The 19,166-nt window shown below is 50.2% G+C and carries 25 protein-coding genes and 1 tRNA gene; 7 read left to right on the top strand and 19 right to left on the bottom strand.

Annotated elements, in window-relative coordinates; translation table 11 throughout:
- Positions 1–148: 148 nt before the first annotated feature.
- The 4 genes from ylqF to BLR64_RS18670 all read right to left on the bottom strand — a co-directional run bounded on the left by ylqF (position 149) and on the right by BLR64_RS18670 (position 2,707).
- The gene (gene ylqF / locus BLR64_RS18655; RefSeq protein ID WP_090716423.1) at positions 149–1,009 is read right to left on the bottom strand and encodes a ribosome biogenesis GTPase YlqF; all 861 of its coding nucleotides are present in this window, start codon (positions 1,007–1,009) and stop codon (positions 149–151) included.
- Positions 1,010–1,045: 36 nt separating this feature from the next.
- The gene (lepB, locus tag BLR64_RS18660; RefSeq protein WP_090716425.1) at positions 1,046–1,666 is read right to left on the bottom strand and encodes a signal peptidase I; all 621 of its coding nucleotides are present in this window, start codon (positions 1,664–1,666) and stop codon (positions 1,046–1,048) included.
- A 224-nt stretch (positions 1,667–1,890) separates the two neighbouring features.
- The gene (gene rplS / locus BLR64_RS18665) at positions 1,891–2,235 is read right to left on the bottom strand and encodes a 50S ribosomal protein L19 (RefSeq protein ID WP_042128973.1); all 345 of its coding nucleotides are present in this window, start codon (positions 2,233–2,235) and stop codon (positions 1,891–1,893) included.
- 148 nt (positions 2,236–2,383) lie between these two features.
- Positions 2,384–2,707, bottom strand: coding sequence for a hypothetical protein (locus BLR64_RS18670; RefSeq protein ID WP_090716426.1), 324 nt, complete (start codon positions 2,705–2,707; stop codon positions 2,384–2,386).
- A 216-nt stretch (positions 2,708–2,923) separates the two neighbouring features.
- Here BLR64_RS18670 and BLR64_RS18675 point away from each other — a divergent pair, with 216 nt between their 5' ends.
- Entirely contained in the window at positions 2,924–3,907 is a 984-nt protein-coding gene (locus BLR64_RS18675; RefSeq protein WP_090716427.1) for a DUF4097 family beta strand repeat-containing protein, read from the top strand.
- Positions 3,908–3,996: 89 nt separating this feature from the next.
- Here the strand turns inward: BLR64_RS18675 and BLR64_RS18680 are convergent, their stop codons facing one another.
- The gene (locus BLR64_RS18680) at positions 3,997–4,245 is read right to left on the bottom strand and encodes an LSm family protein (RefSeq protein WP_090716428.1); all 249 of its coding nucleotides are present in this window, start codon (positions 4,243–4,245) and stop codon (positions 3,997–3,999) included.
- A 254-nt stretch (positions 4,246–4,499) separates the two neighbouring features.
- Here BLR64_RS18680 and BLR64_RS18685 point away from each other — a divergent pair, with 254 nt between their 5' ends.
- Positions 4,500–4,688: a hypothetical protein gene (locus BLR64_RS18685; protein WP_090716430.1), complete on the top strand. Its 189-nt coding sequence runs from the start codon at positions 4,500–4,502 to the stop codon at positions 4,686–4,688.
- Positions 4,689–4,754: 66 nt separating this feature from the next.
- Here the strand turns inward: BLR64_RS18685 and BLR64_RS18690 are convergent.
- From BLR64_RS18690 to BLR64_RS18730, 10 genes are all read right to left on the bottom strand, one after another.
- Positions 4,755–4,828: transfer RNA gene (locus BLR64_RS18690), tRNA-Pro, on the bottom strand.
- A 421-nt stretch (positions 4,829–5,249) separates the two neighbouring features.
- Complete coding sequence (locus BLR64_RS31045; RefSeq protein WP_260509852.1) at positions 5,250–5,378, bottom strand: hypothetical protein; 129 nt, start codon at positions 5,376–5,378, stop codon at positions 5,250–5,252.
- Positions 5,379–5,633: 255 nt separating this feature from the next.
- Positions 5,634–6,497 carry a tRNA (guanosine(37)-N1)-methyltransferase TrmD gene (gene trmD, locus BLR64_RS18695; protein WP_090716519.1) on the bottom strand — a complete coding sequence of 288 codons (864 nt, stop codon included), beginning with the start codon at positions 6,495–6,497 and terminating at the stop codon, positions 5,634–5,636.
- Entirely contained in the window at positions 6,497–7,021 is a 525-nt protein-coding gene (rimM, locus tag BLR64_RS18700) for a ribosome maturation factor RimM (RefSeq protein WP_090716432.1), read from the bottom strand. The genes trmD and rimM overlap by 1 nt, the downstream gene beginning before the upstream one ends.
- Positions 7,022–7,110: 89 nt before the next feature.
- Entirely contained in the window at positions 7,111–7,341 is a 231-nt protein-coding gene (locus BLR64_RS18705; protein WP_019910364.1) for a KH domain-containing protein, read from the bottom strand.
- A gap of 22 nt (positions 7,342–7,363) precedes the next feature.
- Positions 7,364–7,636 (bottom strand): 30S ribosomal protein S16, encoded by a 273-nt coding sequence (gene rpsP / locus BLR64_RS18710; RefSeq protein ID WP_068725592.1) that lies wholly within the window; start codon positions 7,634–7,636, stop codon positions 7,364–7,366.
- Positions 7,637–7,996: 360 nt separating this feature from the next.
- Entirely contained in the window at positions 7,997–9,388 is a 1,392-nt protein-coding gene (gene ffh / locus BLR64_RS18715; protein WP_090716433.1) for a signal recognition particle protein, read from the bottom strand.
- Positions 9,389–9,409: 21 nt separating this feature from the next.
- Positions 9,410–9,766 (bottom strand): putative DNA-binding protein, encoded by a 357-nt coding sequence (locus tag BLR64_RS18720; protein ID WP_039874354.1) that lies wholly within the window; start codon positions 9,764–9,766, stop codon positions 9,410–9,412.
- A 148-nt stretch (positions 9,767–9,914) separates the two neighbouring features.
- Positions 9,915–10,562 (bottom strand): PAQR family membrane homeostasis protein TrhA, encoded by a 648-nt coding sequence (gene trhA / locus BLR64_RS18725; protein WP_068725587.1) that lies wholly within the window; start codon positions 10,560–10,562, stop codon positions 9,915–9,917.
- Positions 10,563–10,654: 92 nt separating this feature from the next.
- The gene (locus BLR64_RS18730) at positions 10,655–12,172 is read right to left on the bottom strand and encodes a carboxypeptidase M32 (protein WP_090716525.1); all 1,518 of its coding nucleotides are present in this window, start codon (positions 12,170–12,172) and stop codon (positions 10,655–10,657) included.
- Between the two features lie 279 nt (positions 12,173–12,451).
- Between BLR64_RS18730 and BLR64_RS18735 the strand changes: the two genes are divergently transcribed.
- The 3 genes from BLR64_RS18735 (at position 12,452) to BLR64_RS18745 (ending at position 13,930) form a co-directional block, all read left to right on the top strand.
- Complete coding sequence (locus tag BLR64_RS18735) at positions 12,452–13,030, top strand: beta-class carbonic anhydrase (protein ID WP_068725583.1); 579 nt, start codon at positions 12,452–12,454, stop codon at positions 13,028–13,030.
- 169 nt (positions 13,031–13,199) lie between these two features.
- Positions 13,200–13,643: a hypothetical protein gene (locus tag BLR64_RS18740; protein ID WP_446676289.1), complete on the top strand. Its 444-nt coding sequence runs from the start codon at positions 13,200–13,202 to the stop codon at positions 13,641–13,643.
- The gene (locus tag BLR64_RS18745; protein ID WP_068725581.1) at positions 13,643–13,930 is read left to right on the top strand and encodes a YxcD family protein; all 288 of its coding nucleotides are present in this window, start codon (positions 13,643–13,645) and stop codon (positions 13,928–13,930) included. Before BLR64_RS18740 ends, BLR64_RS18745 begins: the two co-directional genes overlap by 1 nt.
- Positions 13,931–13,996: 66 nt before the next feature.
- Here BLR64_RS18745 and BLR64_RS18750 read toward each other — a convergent pair whose 3' ends face one another.
- From BLR64_RS18750 to BLR64_RS18760, 3 genes are all read right to left on the bottom strand, one after another.
- Complete coding sequence (locus tag BLR64_RS18750; RefSeq protein WP_090716435.1) at positions 13,997–15,016, bottom strand: S66 family peptidase; 1,020 nt, start codon at positions 15,014–15,016, stop codon at positions 13,997–13,999.
- 211 nt (positions 15,017–15,227) lie between these two features.
- Positions 15,228–15,590, bottom strand: coding sequence for a hypothetical protein (locus BLR64_RS18755; RefSeq protein WP_090716436.1), 363 nt, complete (start codon positions 15,588–15,590; stop codon positions 15,228–15,230).
- A gap of 204 nt (positions 15,591–15,794) precedes the next feature.
- A complete protein-coding gene (locus BLR64_RS18760; RefSeq protein ID WP_090716437.1) occupies positions 15,795–16,631 on the bottom strand; it encodes a DegV family protein in 837 nt (278 codons plus the stop codon).
- 237 nt (positions 16,632–16,868) lie between these two features.
- Here BLR64_RS18760 and BLR64_RS18765 point away from each other — a divergent pair, with 237 nt between their 5' ends.
- Positions 16,869–17,090 (top strand): hypothetical protein, encoded by a 222-nt coding sequence (locus tag BLR64_RS18765; RefSeq protein ID WP_090716439.1) that lies wholly within the window; start codon positions 16,869–16,871, stop codon positions 17,088–17,090.
- A 37-nt stretch (positions 17,091–17,127) separates the two neighbouring features.
- A complete protein-coding gene (locus BLR64_RS18770) occupies positions 17,128–17,754 on the top strand; it encodes a DUF5071 domain-containing protein (protein ID WP_279615475.1) in 627 nt (208 codons plus the stop codon).
- A gap of 383 nt (positions 17,755–18,137) precedes the next feature.
- Here BLR64_RS18770 and BLR64_RS18775 read toward each other — a convergent pair whose 3' ends face one another.
- A complete protein-coding gene (locus tag BLR64_RS18775) occupies positions 18,138–19,124 on the bottom strand; it encodes an aldo/keto reductase (RefSeq protein ID WP_090716442.1) in 987 nt (328 codons plus the stop codon).
- Positions 19,125–19,166 lie beyond the last annotated feature (42 nt).

Genomic DNA, 19,166 nt, shown 5'->3' on the forward strand with positions numbered 1-19,166 from the left:
TGCGCAAGCATCCTAGCTACAAGAGTGGCTTGGCCCCTCTCTTGGTTGGACTTGCACCAACTAGATAATGCGTGCCTCTGGGCACGCCCCAAACACAAAAAAGCCACCCAATGAATTGGATGGCTCTCATCACTTTTGTTCCTGCCTGTTATGGTGTCTCCAGCGTGAACGTCCCCAGCTTGCCGGCACGCAGCTCGTGCAGGAGTGTCCGGGAGGCCTTCTCCAGATCGACACGGCCTCCGCTGATCAGACAGCCGCGCTTGCGTCCGACCGCTTCCATAACGGCCACAATCTCGTCCGGATTTTCCGTGTCCTCAGGAAGCTTGTCAATGCCAAAGCGCTCCTGGAACCGGGAACCGTAATCCTTGATCAGATATTTTACCGCATAATAGGCGATGTCCTCAACGTTGAGAACCTCTTCCTTAATCGCTCCTGTGATAGCCAGGCGGTAACCAACTTCCTGGTCCTCAAACTTGGGCCATAGAATCCCGGGCGTATCAAGCAGCTCCAGGGTGCCGTCCGTCTTAATCCATTGCTGGCCCTTGGTCACGCCCGGACGGTCGCCGGTCAAGGCAATATTGCGTCCCGCCATCTTGTTGATCAGCGTCGATTTGCCGACATTCGGAATACCGACGATAAGCGCACGGTTCGCCCGCGGGTTCATGCCCTTGGCAATCTGCCGGTCAATCTTCTCTTTGAGCAGCAGCTTGACCTGTTCGGGAATTTCCTTTATGCCGGTTCCTGTGGAAGCATCCACCGGATGGGCAACATGCCCCTCAGCCCTGAAATACGCCAGCCATTTACGTGTCGCTTCAGGATCGGCCAAATCGCTTTTGTTAAGAATAATCAGCCTTGGCTTATCCCGTAAAATATCGTCAATCATCGGATTGCGGCTGGAAAGCGGCAGACGGGAATCGAGCAGCTCAATCGCAACATCAATCAGCTTCAGCTTATCTTCAATTTGCCGTCTTGCCTTCGTCATATGACCGGGAAACCATTGAATGGCCATAGCCGTCACCTCCTTCTTGACTTTTGTCAGCATCATTTAGTGGTTAATAATCGAAATATCCTGAATCGGCCAGAATATCAGATCCGCACGGCCGACAATATCACCAAGCGGCACGTAGCCGATCATCCGGCTGTCTGTACTGTCTGAACGGTTATCCCCCATTACAAACACATGCCCCTCAGGTACAGTACCGTCCGGAACCTCTTCATTCGGGAAGTCCTTGTTATTATAAAGGGCGTTATTGGCATGTCTGGCGTCAATGGCCTCCTGAATATACGTTTCGTCCACCGGTTCGCCGTTAACAGTAACAACATCCCCTTCAACCTTTACCGTATCTCCGGCTACCGCAATAACGCGTTTAATAAAATCTCTGCCTTCGGAAGGCACATGGAATACAATAACCTCACCGCGCTGCGGAGAACGGATGTCGTATAAAATCTCATTCACAATGACCCGCTCACCTGTATGGAAATTCGGCTGCATCGAAGGCCCGTCCACAATAAACGGCTTGAACAACAGCCATCTGATCAGGACCACCAGAACCAGTGCAATCGCTATCGCCTTGATCCATTCCAGCACTTCATTTTTTTGCTTCTGGGGTGGCTGCCCGCCCGGGTCCACCGTTTCTCCTTGTCCCTGCTGTAAATCCTGCTGCATAGTTCACCGTCCTCTCTTTATGCTACTCTCACCATACCTCCAATATACAACAAAAAAAACTTCTGCCAAAAACGCCTCCACGAATACTCCTTCAGGAGGCCTTTTCGGAAGAAGCTGATCCTAAGGCATTTATGTTCAAGTCTGGCTTTGTATACAAGGGCCGGAGATGCCTGTAAGAATAAAGAAAAGGGCTTGAAATCAAGCCCCTTTCTTTGCCGCTGATTCTAGCGACGGATTTCTTTAATTCTTGCAGCTTTACCGCGAAGTTCACGCAGATAGTACAGTTTCGCACGGCGAACTTTACCACGACGAGCCACTTCAATTTTCTCGATCTTAGGCGAGTTGATTGGGAACGTTCTTTCCACACCAACACCGTAAGAGATTTTACGAACCGTAAAAGTCTCACTGATTCCACCGCCGCGACGTTTGATTACAACGCCTTCGAACAACTGGATCCGTTCACGAGTTCCTTCGATAACTTTTACGTGCACCTTCAAAGTATCACCTGGACGAAAACTAGGGATATCTTTACGAAGTTGCTCTTGTGTAATAGCTTGTAGGATATTCATTTAGGACTTCCTCCTTCCGTACAGGTGTTCATGCCTCTTCCGGAGAGACCCAAGCTCTCCCTCATTATCCGCAGCGGACCACCGTATTCCACACAACAGAAATAATATTATCATAAAAGATAGGCTTGTGCAATAGCGAGTTTTCAGGTTATAGCGGCATCATATCCCGCTTCTTCGCTTTCACCTTGCAGTCTTTGCATAGTCCGACCACGCTTCCGTCATCCTGGGCATAAAAAATCAGCTTTCCGTTCTTTTTCCGGCACGAGGAACAGGGCTGTATGGCAGCACTCTGTTTAGCTTTGCGGTGTCTGTCCATGGATATAACATTGCTGGGCATGCCCTGCTTCGGGCTCTCCGGCTTGCTGCTGCGGCTCCGGGATCTGAAAGAAACAGCAACAATAACAAGCAATACCACAAAAACCGCTGCATATCCCATTTGCTCATCCGCTCCCTTAACCTTTACTGACTGCATGGTTGGCAATTTTCCTGCCGGCTGGCTCCGCTGCACTTGACAGTTCATCTTTTAGCTATTTTACCATAAAAAAAGTCCGAGTTACAGTTGGTCTGACTGCCCCCCGACTTTAGTCCAGTGAGCAACCCGTCTGCGGCCCGTTCTTCAATTATTTACCATAATATATACTTATGACTATACATAAGCAAATCAGAGATTACACTAGGAGGGTTACCATTGAGAAAAAAACATAACACAGCTATTATCGCTGCCGTTACCGTATTCTCGCTTGTTCTGCTTGCCGGCTGCCGTGAGCTTCCGGGCAAGGAAGCTGCTGACCAGCAGCTCGAAGAGCGCTTATCCGGCAGCAGCAGCGCAGGGTTTCTTGAATCACTAAGTCTGGACGCCGGCGTGGCTGCAGAGGATCTTGGCAGGGAGATTGCCGAGGCTGCAGACGATATGCATGACGCTGTTAAGGAAACTGCAGCAGAAGCGGCGGAACAGATTAATGAGAACAGCCTGAGGCAGGAGCTTACCACCTCGCTGACAGCGGGCGGGTCTACCAGACTCCAGCTGGACAATGCCGTGGGCAAGATTGAGCTTATTTCCGGTAAGGGCGACATCCTTACTGTATCCGCAACCCTCATCGCGCATAATCCGCTTACCCGGGATACAGACCGCAAAATTCTGGACAACGCCGAGGTTTCAATCGAAAATAAAAGCGGCAGCCTGACCGTCTCCGCTCATCCCAAAGAGAATCCTGACAAAAGCCTCTGGACATGGGCACAAAAAGAATACGGCCACTCCGATTTCAGCATCAATTATGTAATTGAGGTTCCTGAAACGGTCACAGCCTATGATATTGCCAATAACGTCGGCTCCATAGAGCTAACAGGCCTTGAAGGCGGCTTTGATATTACCAGTGATGTCGGTACCATCACCCTGAAGGATGCGGTAATTACCGGCAAATCCAAAGTGCAATCCGAAACGGGAAGCATTGTACTGGACCTTGAGGGAATGGACAGCGGCAGCAGCCTTACAGCCAGCAGCACAATCGGTGCCATCAAAACCAGTCTCTCCGGCGGTTTGAACTGCACGGTTAAAGCTGACAGCGAGCTTGGAGCCATTAACGGAGTAACGGACGGCAGGCAGGATTACAACGGGGGCGGGCCCATACTCTCACTCTCTACGGAAATCGGAGCCATCTCTGTTCAGCAGTAGCCAGTATAGTCAGTTACCTGTTCATTCATTCGTTATGTATTAAAAAAGCGGGCTGTCCCGGGTATACCGGGAAGTCCGCTTTTTTGACGTCAGATCAGCGCAATGGCCAGCAGTGTGAACAGGCTCAGGGTTAAAATCTCGCTGCCATAGCCGTAATATCCGCCGTAATAGCTTCCGGGATAAAAGGCCGACGTTTTCATCCGCCCGTTACCCTTTGTTTTCAGATACACATTATTCCGGTCAACATCGACGATGATGCCTTCATGCTTCTTTCCGTCTGTTGTCAAGATACGCACCCTTTTGTTTTTGCAGTACAGACAATTGTAATAAGCTTCCACCAGAGTATCCCTCCTCCTTCGTTTGCTGTATTTTATGAGGGACGTGATATTGCGGCAACGGCAGGGGTACAGGTATACGGTAGGAGGCAGCTTTTTTTTGAGAATCGCACGACAAAGTGAATTTATTGTGAAATAAAGTACTTGTGAACAAAGTGTGTCCTTTTCTGCAGAAAAGGTTTATAATTATTACAAATAGTAAAACGCTTACGGACTTGTACATCTACTATTATAACGACTTTGAGGAGGCAGGAATCATGAGCACAGCAAGCAAAAAATTTATGAATGAAGGGGTCCTCCGGATCGCCATCTTCATCATGTTCGCGTCCCTCACTTATAGCGTGCGGAATTACACCTGGGCCATTGTTGCCTTGCTGGTTGTGGGAACCTATTCACTGGTTACCGGCATTATTCAGCTGAGACGCAGCCGGCATACAATAGAGTAGCCGGACATTTTACAACGCCAAAAACCGCTTCCTCAGGACTTATCATCCTGCAGAAGCGGTTTTTTATCGGAGTAACAGGATTTGAACCTGCGGCCTCACCCACCCCAAGGGTGCGCGCTACCAGACTGCGCTATACCCCGGCGACTTTCTTCACCTGTATTTATATATACTCCAGAGAGGGTTTTCATTCAAGAAAAATTTTCTTTTTCTGCAAAAATATTATTTGAAATTATTGTTTAAATTTTATAGATTTTCAGATTGGGCTGTGCTATACTCTTGTCACAAGGAAAGGAGGTGCGTTCACATCTATCATGATATGCTGAACGTATCCCTTACCCGGACCAACGGCTGATCAGCTTAGCCTTGGTGGCGCGGGATACGGATCACAGTTTTACAAAGCGCCTCGGGTAGAGAGACCGTCTTCGGACGGTCTTTTTTATGTTTTTCGTGGTTATCCTCGAACCAGAACAAAAAAAACTTTAAAGCTGCACCCGCCGGGTACGTCTTTAAAGTTTTTTTGATAAACCCCGTCCTGCCCTATTCAACCTGTCACCAGGTTATTTAAATGGAGAATTTCGATTTACGGTTTGTATAAAACTCAATAATATCGTTAACGGTGCGGAGCGGCTCCGCTTCCTTGTGGACAGTGTCCACGTCAGGCTTGAGTGGTTCATGCGTATTCGTAGTCACTAGTGTTCATTCCTTTCAATAGTTAAACTGCTGCTGTAAGAGTTGTGTACTGCGGCACCTCTATTTATTACCCTAAAATAAGGATGGCAACGCACATTTGCTCGCATTTTATTGTGAAGCTTCTGTGTCTGCTCTCGCAGGTCTGAATCTGATCCGCTGAGATGTATATACCCGTTTGGACATAACAAAAAACGCCTCCTCAACGTAATATACGTTAAACAGACGTTAGATATGACTACTTTTGCAAAAATATGCTTATGCCTTTCCTTGATGCTGCTGCTTCAGTACCTCCAGCGTCTTCTTGTCCTTCGCCGTAAGCTCAGCCGTCTCCAGCAAATCGGGTCTGCGCTCCAGCGTGCGCTTGAGCGCCTGCTCCCGCCGCCACAGCTCAATATTGGCATGATGGCCGCTCAGCAGCATATCCGGTACCTTCCAGCCGCGGAATTCGGCAGGCCGTGTATAATGCGGATACTCCAGCAGTCCGGTGCTAAATGAATCTGTAATAGCCGAAGTCTCATTACCGAGCGCTCCCGGCTGCAGCCGTACCACAGAATCAATAACCGTCAGCGCCGGCAGTTCTCCCCCTGTCAGCACATAATCCCCGATGGACAGCTCATCGGTCACCAGATGTTCTCTGATCCGTTCGTCATAGCCCTCGTAATGGCCGCAGATGAAGATCAGATGCTGCTCCTTGGCCAGCTCCTCGGCGATTTGCTGGTTGTACATTTTCCCTTGCGGGCACATGAGAATTATCCGCGGCTTAACCGGCGCAGCAGTAACCTCAGAAGCTTCAGCCAGTTCTTCGGCAGCCTGAACTGCCCCTGTTGCACCGCCAGCTTCTGCTGCAGCTGCTTCTTCGGCCCGTACAGATTCTGACGTAACCGGAGGAATGCCCAGCACATGCTCCACCGCTGCAAAGATCGGGTCCGGCTTCAGCACCATTCCCCCACCTCCGCCGTATGGCGTATCATCCACCGTATTATGCTTGTTGCCCGAGAAGTCACGGAAATTGACCGCATTCAGGGAAACGATGCCTTTGTCGCGTGCCTTGCCCAGAATGCTTGTGCTGAACACGCCCTCACACATTTCCGGGAAAAGCGTCAGCACATCGATCCGCATCATGGCAGCAGCCCTTCCATCAGATGCACGGTAATCTTCTTGGCGGCAATATCCACATCCAGCACCACATCATTGATAACCGGGATCAGGATATCCTGCCCCTTGGCAGGCTTCACTACCCAGACATCGTTAGCGCCTGGCTGCAGAATATCTGTAATCGTGCCCAGCGGCTTGTCCGCTTCCTGATCGGTATAGACTTCGCAGCCGACGATCTGATGGAAGTAATATTCATTCTCCGGAAGCTCGACCAGATCATCGCCGGGAACCTTCAGCAGGCTGCCTTTATACTTCTCGATCTGGTTGATGTTCGTGTAGCCCTTGAGCTTGGCAATATACATGCCCTTATGTTCTCTGGCCGATTCCACAATAACCTCGAATTTCGGGCTGCCGTCCGCCGGAATGACCAGCATTTTTGAGCCGGGTGCAAACCGCACTTCCGGAAAGTCGGTATGCGACAAAATTTTGATCTCTCCGCGGATGCCGTGTGTGTTAACCAGCCTGCCTACGGTTAATTCTTCTGCCATTCTATCCACTCCTTTAAAGGTCACTTCTCTATATTTGAACAAAAAGGAGCCGGGATATACTATCCCTAGCCCCTCCTTGTGCGTATCAGTTATGATAAAATATCCACGGTTACGCGTTTATCGCTCTTGACTGCTGCTGATGTAACGACTGTGCGGAGCGCTTTGGCGATCCGGCCCTGCTTGCCGATGACCTTGCCGACATCATCAGGATGTACGGAGAGCTCATATACAATCAGGTGATCCTTCTCCACAGTCCGCACCGTTACATCTTCCGGATGATCCACTAAAGCCTTAGCAATTACTCCAACTAATTCTTCCATAGAGGACCCTCGCAATCAGTCATTATTTCTGTTGCTTCAGCTCATGGAACTTCTTCAGCACACCAGCTTTGGAAAGCAGGTTGCGAACGGTATCAGATGCTTGTGCACCTGTCTGAAGCCATTTAAGAGCTTTTTCCTCATCGATCTTAACTACTGCCGGTTGTTCAACCGGGTTATAGTAACCGATTTCCTCGATGAAACGACCGTCACGAGGGGACCGGGAATCGGAAACCACTACACGGTAGAAAGGCGCTTTATGTGCACCCATTCTCTTCAAACGAATACGTACTGCCACGAAATTCACCTCCTTAAAAAAGTATCGAAATATTGGGAAGAGTTTAGGGTAAACCTTTTTTCGAACCCTCCCAAACCCTCCCTTCCAAGGGAGGGCCCCAAGGGCTCTGCCCTCTGGACACCCGCTTAAGTGCAACTGGCGTGGGCGTTCAGACTGGCGGAATCTTGGACTGGGGGAGCAAGGATCGCTTTTCGTCCCTTACGGGACCCGCTTGACTACGGCGGTACCGGGCGACGGGTTTAACACAAACTACTGCTTAAAAGATTAAGGGCAAAAGATTAAGAGCGAAAACCGCTCGATCATCTGATGTTGTACTATGTCTGATCTGTTAAGATCAAAACCTTAGATAAAACCTTAAGATCAACGGAACGGGAACTTCATCCCGGCCTTGCCGCCAAGATTCTTGAGCTGCTTCATGGCGTTTTTCTTACCGCCCTTGCCGCTCATTCCACCCATCATGCCGGAGAACTGCTTCATCATCTTGCGCATTTCATCAAACTGCTTGATGAGGCGGTTGACCTCGGCCACGTTCGTTCCACTGCCGGCGGCAATCCGCTTGCGGCGGTTGTGGTTAATGATCTCAGGCTGGGCTTTCTCGGCTTTGGTCATGGAATGAACAATCGCCTCGACACGGCCCATCTGCTTGTCGTCCACCTTCAGGTCCTTCATACCCTTGGCCTTGTTCATGCCAGGGAGCATATCGAGAATCTGGTCGATCGGTCCAAGCTTCTTGACCTGGTCCATCTGCTCCAGGAAATCGTCGAACGTAAATTCCGCATTGCGCATTTTACGTTCCATTTCCTTGGCTTTCTCGGTATCGATGTTGGCCTGAGCCTTCTCGATCAGGGAGAGCATGTCGCCCATACCCAGGATACGGGAGGCCATCCGTTCCGGATGGAACGGCTCCAGTGCGTCGATCTTCTCGCCGAGAGCGGCGAACTTGATCGGGCAGCCGGTTACAGCCTTGACAGACAGCGCGGCACCGCCGCGGGTGTCGCCGTCGAGCTTGGTCAGCACAACGCCGGTAAGCTCAAGCTGCTTGTTGAAGCTCTCAGCTACGTTTACGGCATCCTGACCGGTCATAGCATCGACTACAAGCAGTACTTCATCAGGCTTCACTGTACTGTGAATCTGCTTCAGCTCATCCATCAGCGCTTCATCAATATGCAGTCGGCCTGCGGTATCGATGATGACGTAATCCAGATTATTATCCTTCGCATGCTGGATACCCTGTCTCGCAATCTCTACCGGACTGACTTGGTCCCCGAGTGCGAATACCGGAACTTTAATCTGCTCACCCAGGATCTGCAGCTGCTTGATCGCTGCCGGGCGATAAATATCGCCTGCTACGAGCAGCGGGCGGTGATTGCCCTTCTGCAGGAGCTTGGCCAGCTTCCCTGAGGTGGTCGTCTTACCGGCCCCCTGCAGACCCGCCATCATAATAACGGTCGGCGGCTTGTTAGCCTTGGCCAGCTTGGACTGGCTTCCGCCCATCAGCTCGGTCAATTCCTTGTTGACGATGTCGATGATCACCATGCCGGGAGTAAAGCTGTCCATTACTTCCTTGCCAACGGACTTCTCCTTCACCTTGGACACGAAGTCCTTGACTACTTTGAAGTTAACATCGGCTTCCAGAAGCGCCAGACGTACTTCGCGCATGGCTTCGTTTACGTCATCTTCGGATACCTTCCCTTTGCCGCGCAGCTTGCTGAACACATTCTGCAATCTTCCGGTTAAACCTTCAAATGCCATATGCGGCTTGCTCCCTTCATGCTACTCTAACCTCTGCAAACGATCCACAAGCTCTGTGAACCGCTGTTTATATTGCTCAGGCAGCATCCCATTATCAGGCAGTCTGCGCAGTTCTTCTAAATACCGGTTACGGTCGTCATGCTTGGCCAGCAGGCCAAGCTTCTCTTCATAATTCTCCAGCACCTGCTCGGCACGCTTGATATGCTCATACACGGCCTGGCGGCTGATCTCAAATTCCGCGGCAATCTCTCCCAGGGAGAAATCATCGTGGAAATAATATTTCAGAAACGTTTGCTGTTTATCAGTAAGCAGCCGTTCATAGAATGCGAATAACAGGTTGATCCGGTTCGTCTTCTCGAGCCTATTCTCCTGACTCATCAAGGGCACTCCCTTCGTCAAGGAAAAACACTTTACAGCTTCACAACGTCCCTTATGATACCGAAAACAAAGAAAGATGTCAAGCTTTTTTGCTTGTCATCTTTTTTTGTGTGCAAAATGCAGGATCTCCCTGTTATTTTCCGGCTCTTTAACGGATTGGCAGCAGATAAATCAGTACGGCGAAGAAGTGTGTCACACTGCCGGCCAGCACGAAAACATGCCAGACTGCATGGTGAAACGGGAACCCTCTCCATACATAAAAGATCGTGCCCAGCGTGTACAGGATTCCGCCAGTCATCAGCAGCGCCATGCCGCCGCCGGCAACAGCCGCAGACAGCGGGTTCCAGGCGATGACGATCAGCCAGCCCATGGCAATGTAGAAGATCGTCGACATGAACAGGAATTTTTTGACGAAGAAAGCCTTGAACGCTACACCGAACAGTGCCACTCCCCAGACGATCCCGAACAGGCTCCAGCCCAGCGGTCCGCGGATCGCGACGAGCAGGAATGGCGTATAAGTACCGGCGATAAACAGATAAATGGAGGAATGATCGAAGAATTCAAACAGGTCCTTCGCCTTGCCCTCCCGCAGACTATGCACCAGTGTAGAGTTGAGATACAGCAGCAGCATCGTTGTCCCGTAGATCGAGAAGCTGACAACATGCCAGGCCGTTCCCTTCAAGCTGGCAAAAACAACAAGCAGAACAAGTGCAGCAACACTCAGTACCGTTCCGATACCGTGTGTAATGGCATTTGCGACCTCTTCCCTGCGGCTGTAGGTATACGTATTGGCCATAACAAAATCCTTCCGTGTGCGGTTTCCTTCTATTATACCGTTAACCCGGAGCTCATTCCAGCCTATCTGCGCACAGACAGGCCGGAATATGGTTACAGCTTATAAAGCTCCGTATACTTCGCTTCCAGATAATCGGCCAGATAATCGGGATTCAGCGGCTCACCGGTAACCTGTTCAATAATCTGAGCCGGAGTCAGGCTCTTGCCGAAGCGGTAGATTTTGTCCGTCAGCCATTCTTTAACCGGAATAAGATTGCCTTCAGCAATCAGACTGTCGAATTCAGGCAGCTCTTTGCGGAGGGTATTCAGGATTTGGGCAGCATACATATTCCCCAGCGAGTAGGAGGCAAAATAACCGAAATCACCGCCGGACCAGTGAACATCCTGCAATACACCAAGCGCATCTGAAGGCGGAGTAATGCCCAGATATTCCTGATATTTGGCATTCCAGGTCTTAGGCAGCTCCTTGACTTCCAGCCCTTCATTAAAGATCAGCTTCTCGATCTCATAGCGGATGATAATATGCAGGTTATAGGTCAGCTCATCCGCTTCAATCCGGATAAAGGAATTAGCTACACTGTTGATCGCCCGGTAGAACTGCTCCACTTCAACCTCTGTGAGCTGTTCCGGGAAATGCTGCTGCAGATCGCCATAGTAACGCTGCCAGAAGGCGCGGCTGCGGCCGATCATATTTTCCCACAGTCTCGATTGGGATTCATGAATGCCCATGGAGGTTCCCCCGGACAACGGAGTTCCAACCAGCTCCTTACTGATATTCTGCTCATAGAGCGCATGCCCGCCTTCGTGCAGTGAGCTGAAAATTGCACTTGTCACATTATCCAGCAGGTAATTGGTCGTAATGCGCACATCCCCCGGGTTGAGCCCGGTAGCGAACGGATGCACACTCTCGTCCAGACGCCCTGCATCAAAGTCATAACCCATCTGCTCCAGAACGAACAGGCCGAACTTTTCCTGCTGCTCCTTGGCATAGATTTGGCTCAGAAATTCCGTGTCCGGCTTATTTGGAGAAGCGCTGATTGCCTCCACCAGCGGAACAAGACGGCTGCGCAGGCGGTCGAACAGCTCGTCCACTTTGGCAACGGTCAGATCCGGCTCATACATATCGAGGAGCGTATCATACCGGGTATCCTTTACACCCCAATAGTCGATAAACTCCTGCTTGAAAGCGACAATTTTGCTTAAAAACGGTTCAAAGGAGGCAAAATCATCATTCGCCTTTGCCTCCTCCCAGATGCTCTGGGAATGGGCAGCGAGCGCGGCATATTCTTCGAATTTTTTGGACGGAATGCTCTTGCTGCGCTCGTACTCCTTGCGGCAGTCCTTGATGATTTTGTTCTGGACCTCGCTCAGCTGTGAAGCTACCTCCGGCGTGCCGAAAAAGGCTGTAAATTCGCCCATCTCCTCAGACGTCTCCAACCGGAACAGTTCACCCGTGAGCACCCCGATCGTTCCGGAGCGGACCTCTATCCCTTTACGGGGTGCACCTGTCTGCAAATCCCAGTGAAGAAGTCCGATGGCTTCATTATAGCTGCTGATTTTAGATAATAATTCCTGAAAAGCTTCCCATTTGTCTTTAACTGCCTGTTCCATTTCCATCCACCTGCCTTCTCTGTTTTCCTTATTCTTCTTGATGATACTTTTTTGGCTGGGGATAAGCAACTTTGCCTGTCACATGCGAAAATGAAGCGCTGCCGGCAACTGCAATCACATCAGGTTATTGACGTCCGTGTTTTATTATCCTTATAATCATTTCAGAGCTTTCAGCTTCAAATTTGAAATAGTTCATTCATTACCAAACTGGTGAATAGACCTTACGTACATACGTAAAGCCTACATTACACAATATTAATTTTAGGAGGAAGCATGGTCATGACACACGTATCGGAGATTTTGAATTTTAACAAGAAATTTGTGGAGGAAAAAGAATACGAAGCCTATCTGACCAGCCGCTTTCCGGATAAAAAAATGCTTGTCATCACTTGTATGGATACGCGGCTGGTAGAGCTTTTGCCAAAAGCGATGAATTTCAAAAACGGTGATGTCAAAGTTATCAAAAACGCCGGCGCCGTCATCTCCCAGCCTTTCGGTTCGGTTATGCGAAGCGTTATGGTCGCGCTGTATGAGCTGGATGCGGAAGAGGTTATTGTAGTTGGACACTATGAGTGCGGCATGGCTTCCCTGAACGCGGACAAAATGATCAACTCCATCAAAGAACGCGGCGTATCCGATGAAGTCCTGTCGACGCTTGAGAATTCGGGAATCAAGCTGACCAAATGGCTGCGCGGGTTTGACAATGTGAAGGACGGGGTAATTCAGACTGTGGAGCTTATTAAGCGCCATCCCTTACTCCCCCCAAACGTACCTATTCACGGCATGATCATCGATCCGGCTACCGGAGCGCTTGAGCTTGTCTCGGACGGGTATGTGGAGAACAAGGCAACTCTCTGAAAATGTTTTTGGCGTGGACGTGATGTCCACGCACTTTTTTTGTCCAAAAAGCGGCCAAAAAATAATCCAAAAGATTTTTAATTAAAATTGAAACCTCCTTGGGCATACTGCGTATTACCGGGCAGAACCACAAAATTTTGAGACAACCTTAGGAGGGTACTCGTACTAAATGAAATCCATGAAACGCGTAATGATGATCGTAATGGCCTTTACCCTGTTCTTCGCTGTAACCGCTCCCGATTTTGCGGATGCGAGACGCGGAGGAGGTTTTAAATCCGGCAGCCGCGGCTTTACCACGACTCCGAAGAAATCAACTACGGATAATGTTAGAAAAAGTGATAGCACTACTGGTACTACAGCCGGAACTGCGGGTACTGCCGGTACTGCAAAACGCGGATTTTTCAGCGGCGGCTCACTGATGAAGGGTATGATGATCGGCGGACTCGCCGGCTTCCTCTTCGGCAGCATGTTTGCCGGAATGGGCGCTTTCGGTAACATCCTTGGTTTCCTTGTTAATATGCTTGCCATCTATCTTGTTGTGGTGCTTGTAATGTCCTTCTTCCGCCGCAGAAGAGAAAGACGCAGACTTGAAGAAAGAGACGGCCGCTACTAATGTCAACAACTGTTCTCAGTATGGATGAAATTATTAACGCCATCTGCCTTCATATGGCTGAGCGTAAGGGCGTCCGGGTTCAGGAGGTTCAAGTTGAGCTTAGCTGGGAGGAAGACACCGGCTATACCGCAGAGGTATGGATCCAGGGCCGCAGCCAGTATCTGGTCGAATCCAACATGATTGAAGCGATTCTCCGCTATCTGCACAGCGAGTACGGTATCCGGGCTTACCGCGAGGATGTACGGCTGGATCTGGATGAGGAAATAACCGCAATTGTGAATACCTGAGGCAGAATGTATACAAGAGACAGCCCACCAGCTGTCTCTTTTTTTGATGCCTACACAATTGATTGGCTATCCATGGAAATATTGTTTCAATGTGCCCCGTCCCCCTGTCACCTCTACCTCGGCGTAAGCACCGTTTACCAGCGTCATCTGAGGCGGAACATGACCGAAATCCAGATCATAAAGTACCGGCAGCTGCAGCTCTTCTGCCAGATCCCGGTACACTTCCTCTGTGGTATACCCGTACAGGGGCTGATTGCCCCCGCTCCGCCCGAACAGAATCCCCGAGCAATTGTCAAACCAGCCGGCATATTTCATATGTACAAGTGATCTGCGGAGATCCGCCGTATTCAGCTCACAGCTTTCGAGATACCACAGAATCGGCTCCCCCTGGATAAAATGCCGGCTGAAGTACTGCACATTGCCATACGGCGTTCCGATGATATGCCGGATAATGTCAATACAGCCGCCGAGCAGACGGCCCTTTAGTGAAACATCCTGGCCCGATACGCTCTTCCATAAGGTTGGAGTGTTCAGGTTAAACAGGTAAGGCGACGTGCTGTCTGTTCCTGCTCCTGCCCCCTGATGCTTATGTGAGGATTGCTGTACAATGCTGCTGCCGGGCGGGGTTGAGAGCACCTCTTGCCACATGATGCTCGTCTCATCGGTCTTCTCTCCGCGCAAATCACCGAGACTTGGGCCGTGTGCGGTAGCTATGCCCGTGCGCAAGGTGATTGCAAGCAGGAGCAGGCTAATGTCGGAGAATCCCAGCACCCATTTTGGTCTAAGCTGGTCAAAATCAATAAACTCCAGCATCTCAATCAGCAGCTCGCCGCCCCATGGCGGAATAATCAGACCGATCGTTTCATCCAGCATCATCCCGTTGAACTCCATCCCCCGCTCCCTGCCCGGAGCAGATCTTGCTTTGTCATGCTTATACACCGTCTGTCCGAGACTCACCTGGTAGCCTCTTTCCTTCATCCGCCCCACAGCCTCGTCAAAAAGCTCCCGATGCTGCTCGTCCGCACCAAACGATGAAGCAGTTACACCTATAACCGCTCCCGGTTTAAGCATTGGATATGTAATCATTCCGATCCCTCCCTTGATTGGCAAACCCTTATCTGTAAACCGGCTTGGAAAATGGTACACTAAGCCTATGTTTACGGTTCTTTCCAGTTTATCACACTGGCCGAGCCGCACCAACCAGAGTAGCTCTTCATAACATAAAAAGACATGACCGGTTATCCTGCAACGCTGCAGCAACGCGGATCATGCCTTTTTTTCATATCAAAACCAGCACTCAGATCAATGAGATAGCAAGCAGCTCGAACAGCACCAGCGGCAGAATGACATTGTTGTTAACAGGACCCGGATAAGGCGGATACGGATAACCCAGCCCAGGGTATGGCTTGTAATAAGGGTTATAGAATCCGCGCGGCGCGTCCATCGTGACTGTGACCATCAGGTACATATTTTTGCTGTCCATCCCGGCAATGATGCCTTCATGCGTCATTCCGTCGAGAGTCTGAACCTTCACCTTATGATTTAAATAGGGTTTACAGGAATGATGCAGGGTCTCGCGAACCCCATGTAAATGCTGCACAACCGCCGGATCAGCCTGATAGATCACTGTAGCCGTCTGGCCGGCATTGTATGTCGACATAGCATCCTACCTCCGTAATTGGATTTGCTCCATTCTATGCAGATGCCTATATGATGGTGTCTTTGGAGAATCCGTCCCGTTGTCCGGCCCACAGCCGTATCCCGGTATTGACTGCTTCCGCCCACGCCAAAAAACCGCACACCGGCACAGGCCAGGTACGGTTCTACGGGCTATAACACTATGCAGAGCAGACCCAGCCGCAGCTTAAAAAGCCACTCCAATCCCGCCTTCACCGGCATATGTCCCCATAACCGGGCCCATGCTGGAGAATACCACCTCTTTGAAGGGGTGTTTTTCGAGAATACGCGCTTTGATCTCCAGCGCCAGCTTCTCGCAGTTGCTGTGAACAATAGCAATCGCTGCTTTCTCGTAATCGTACTGCTTCTCGTCGAGCTTGCTTAACAGCAGATTCAGCGCTTTAGGCAAACCGCGCGTCTTCTCCACTACCTCAACTCTGCCCTCATCGCTGATCTTCAGCAGCAGCTTGATGTTAAGTACAGATGCTACTGCGCCGGACAAACGGTTCAAGCGTCCGCCTTTTATAACGTTCTCTAAAGTATCCAGCGTGAAATAGGCTGTTGTTTCTTCAACTTGCTTAAGTACGCTTTCCTTCAGTTCGGCCAGGCTGCTGGTGAGTGACAGACGCGCCGCCGTTGCCACAAGAAGCGACAGCCCTCCGGAAAATCTTTTGGTATCTATAACTTCGATCGCGTTCGGATGTCCTTCTTCCTCATACATCTCCTTGGCAATCGTGGCTGTCTGATAAGTGCTGCTGATGTTGGAGGACATACAGAGGACCAAGATATCCGTGCCCGGCTCCACCTCCTTGAATGCTTCGAGAAAGCTTTGCGGGCTTGGGCTGGCCGTTGTCGGCAGCTCCTTGGACTCACGCATCATTTCATAAAAGGCTTTGGTCTCCGTGTGCTCAGGCATCAGATCATGCCCGAAATGAACCGGCAGATGAACAATAGTCACATTATACTTCTCAACATACTCAAGGGGCAGATCGGAACCGCTGTCCGTAATTATCTTGATGGCCATCAGGGTGCTCTCCTTTCAAATTCTATATCATTATAGACAGGAGTCCGGATTATCAATAGTACATTTTATAACTTGTCAAAATTGCGGTTTTATGCTTGAGAATTACAATTTGGTACGATTTCCTTTATTACCCTGAATACTGACGATAATATACAGCGGTTTCCCGCCGTCCGGTGCTTTCTAACCTATTCCTGATATGATATGGTGTATAAATCAGCTAAAAAGGGAGTGTAGCAAGTGAGCAAGAACAGAGTATGGAACCGGGGCAAGCATAACGGCGGGGGTCTGCAAAAACGGCAGCATCCGGAAGCAGTCGCAGCAAGATCAGAGGCACCTGACGGAAATATCCAAGAGCCGGTTAATCCGCGGATTGACGCCGTTAAGCCGATGAACCGCAGCAACTGGGTCAGCCGTCCGGCACGGGTGGCTCCGAAGGATAAGGGACGGACGGAACAATAATATAGGTTACTGGAACGGGGCAGCCTGCTTGACTAATTTGCCGACAGATAAATATGATTTCAAGAGTGTTGAACGGTTGTCCTGCTTGGAGGAATCCCAGGTGATACCGCTGATCCCTGAGCTTTTGGAATGGGTGCAGGATATAAACTGGCCTATAGCAGCTGCTGTTGCTGATCTGCTTCAAAAGTATAAGGTTCATACTGTCCCTCATATTGAGGCAGTGTTCTTACTGCGGGACGATTCCATCTGGATATACAATATCCTGGCTTATTTAATGAATGAGTGGGACAGCGGATTAGTATCAGCCCTATCCTCTTCTATACTCAAACTGGCACAGGCATCGGACATCTATGAAGATACTGATTTGCTGGCTGTTGAGATCCTCTCGAAACATCGTTTGATTACCAAAAATGCTGTAGTCATTCTGCTGGAGATAAAGCTGAGCGATGCTGAAGGGTTGTTGAACCGTTTTACAGATGATCAGAAGGCCCTGTATCAGTCAATGGAAAATGAACGGCTGCATCTTCTTGGCACCGATCCTGCACAAATGATGAATCATCTCCTCAATTATAGTGAAGTAACACATAGGCAGAAATGGGAGCTTGAAAATTTGCTTCGCCGTCACGAAGAAATAGCAGCAACGTTAAGCAGAATTATGGAATAGACTTATCCAACTTCAAGTTCCAATCATCCAGTTGGATTTTCGCCACTTAATTTCCGTATTTCTCGTCCTCCACAACGATTAGGTGGAAAATCACCATCTATTTCGGGCTATTTACCGGCTTGAAGGCAATTTCGGCGGAATGAAGTGGCGTTTTTCCAACTAGATTTTCGATAGCGGGGTTTAGCGGGGAATTAGATGGCATTTTTCCACTAAGATAAGTTTTATCGTGACCTTCTATCGGGATAGTCGTAGCGGTTCGCCAGTTCGCACTATCCAGACATGTACATGATTTCTTGGCAAAAAAAGATGACTCCGCAATACCGGAATCATCTTTTTAGGTTACTCATATTCGTTTTAGAACTACTCCGGCTCCTCCGGCTGCGTTACAGGCTTACGCTTCTCATCCCCTGCTCCGGATAACGCGTTCCGGCCGCGCTGCCTTTGGGTGCCGCCTCATTAATACGCGCCAGCTCCCCTTCGCTTAGCCGGATCGCCAGTGCACCGGCGTTCTCTTCCAGGTACTTTGTCCGTTTGGTGCCGGGGATCGGCACGATGTCATCGCCCTGGGCGAGCAGCCAGGCCAATGCAAGCTGTGACGGCTGAACGTCCTGTTCAGCAGCAATTTCCTTGATGCGCTCTACAAGCTCAAGATTCCTGTTGAAGTTCTCGCCCTGAAAGCGCGGGGAATTGCGGCGGTAGTCATCCTCAGCCAAATCCTCAAACGTGCGGATCTGCCCGGTAAGAAAGCCTCTGCCGAGCGGGCTGTACGGAACAAAGCCAATGCCGAGCTCCCGGCAGACCGGCAGGATCTCATCCTCCACATCACGGCTCCACAGTGAATATTCCGTCTGGAGCGCTGTAATCGGATGTACCTGATGTGCACGCTGAATGGTAGCCGCGCCGGCCTCCGACAAGCCGAGAAAACGGACTTTACCCGCCTGAACCAGATCAGCCATCGCGCCTACCGTCTCCTCAATAGTCGTATTCGGGTCTACCCGGTGCTGGTAGTACAGGTCGATATGATCGATACCCAGCCGGCGGAGGCTGGCATCGCATGCAGCTTTGACATATTCCGGCCGGCCGTTGATGCCAAGCATCCTTCCGTCGCTGCTGCGTACATTGCCGAACTTGGTAGCGATAATGACATCGTTACGGCGGCCTTTGACCGCCTGTCCTACCAGCTCCTCATTCCGCCCGACGCCATACATATCCGCCGTATCCAAAAAGTTAATGCCCAAATCAAACGCACGGTAAATCGTCCGCACCGACTCCTGATCATCCCGCCCGCTGTAGAAATCAGACATTCCCATGCAGCCAAGTCCAAGCGCCGATACCTTGAGCCCTTCACGTCCCAGTGTTCTGGTATTCATTATCCACTCCGCCTCTCCTGAGCATAAATTGTACAAACGGCA

The organism is Paenibacillus typhae (genome assembly GCF_900099765.1).
Classification (GTDB): Bacteria; Bacillota; Bacilli; order Paenibacillales; family Paenibacillaceae; genus Paenibacillus_AQ; species Paenibacillus_AQ typhae.

Coding starts and splice junctions, on each gene's coding strand:
- ylqF (WP_090716423.1), bottom strand. CDS start 1,009: ATGGCCATTCAATGGTTTCCCGGTCATATGACGAAGGCAAGACGGCAA.
- lepB (WP_090716425.1), bottom strand. CDS start 1,666: ATGCAGCAGGATTTACAGCAGGGACAAGGAGAAACGGTGGACCCGGGC.
- rplS (WP_042128973.1), bottom strand. CDS start 2,235: ATGAATATCCTACAAGCTATTACACAAGAGCAACTTCGTAAAGATATC.
- BLR64_RS18670 (WP_090716426.1), bottom strand. CDS start 2,707: ATGCAGTCAGTAAAGGTTAAGGGAGCGGATGAGCAAATGGGATATGCA.
- BLR64_RS18685 (WP_090716430.1), top strand. CDS start 4,500: ATGAGCACAGCAAGCAAAAAATTTATGAATGAAGGGGTCCTCCGGATC.
- trmD (WP_090716519.1), bottom strand. CDS start 6,497: ATGCGGATCGATGTGCTGACGCTTTTCCCGGAAATGTGTGAGGGCGTG.
- rimM (WP_090716432.1), bottom strand. CDS start 7,021: ATGGCAGAAGAATTAACCGTAGGCAGGCTGGTTAACACACACGGCATC.
- BLR64_RS18705 (WP_019910364.1), bottom strand. CDS start 7,341: ATGGAAGAATTAGTTGGAGTAATTGCTAAGGCTTTAGTGGATCATCCG.
- ffh (WP_090716433.1), bottom strand. CDS start 9,388: ATGGCATTTGAAGGTTTAACCGGAAGATTGCAGAATGTGTTCAGCAAG.
- BLR64_RS18720 (WP_039874354.1), bottom strand. CDS start 9,766: ATGAGTCAGGAGAATAGGCTCGAGAAGACGAACCGGATCAACCTGTTA.
- trhA (WP_068725587.1), bottom strand. CDS start 10,562: ATGGCCAATACGTATACCTACAGCCGCAGGGAAGAGGTCGCAAATGCC.
- BLR64_RS18730 (WP_090716525.1), bottom strand. CDS start 12,172: ATGGAACAGGCAGTTAAAGACAAATGGGAAGCTTTTCAGGAATTATTA.
- BLR64_RS18735 (WP_068725583.1), top strand. CDS start 12,452: ATGACACACGTATCGGAGATTTTGAATTTTAACAAGAAATTTGTGGAG.
- BLR64_RS18740 (WP_446676289.1), top strand. CDS start 13,200: ATGAAATCCATGAAACGCGTAATGATGATCGTAATGGCCTTTACCCTG.
- BLR64_RS18745 (WP_068725581.1), top strand. CDS start 13,643: ATGTCAACAACTGTTCTCAGTATGGATGAAATTATTAACGCCATCTGC.
- BLR64_RS18750 (WP_090716435.1), bottom strand. CDS start 15,016: ATGATTACATATCCAATGCTTAAACCGGGAGCGGTTATAGGTGTAACT.
- BLR64_RS18755 (WP_090716436.1), bottom strand. CDS start 15,590: ATGTCGACATACAATGCCGGCCAGACGGCTACAGTGATCTATCAGGCT.
- BLR64_RS18760 (WP_090716437.1), bottom strand. CDS start 16,631: ATGGCCATCAAGATAATTACGGACAGCGGTTCCGATCTGCCCCTTGAG.
- BLR64_RS18775 (WP_090716442.1), bottom strand. CDS start 19,124: ATGAATACCAGAACACTGGGACGTGAAGGGCTCAAGGTATCGGCGCTT.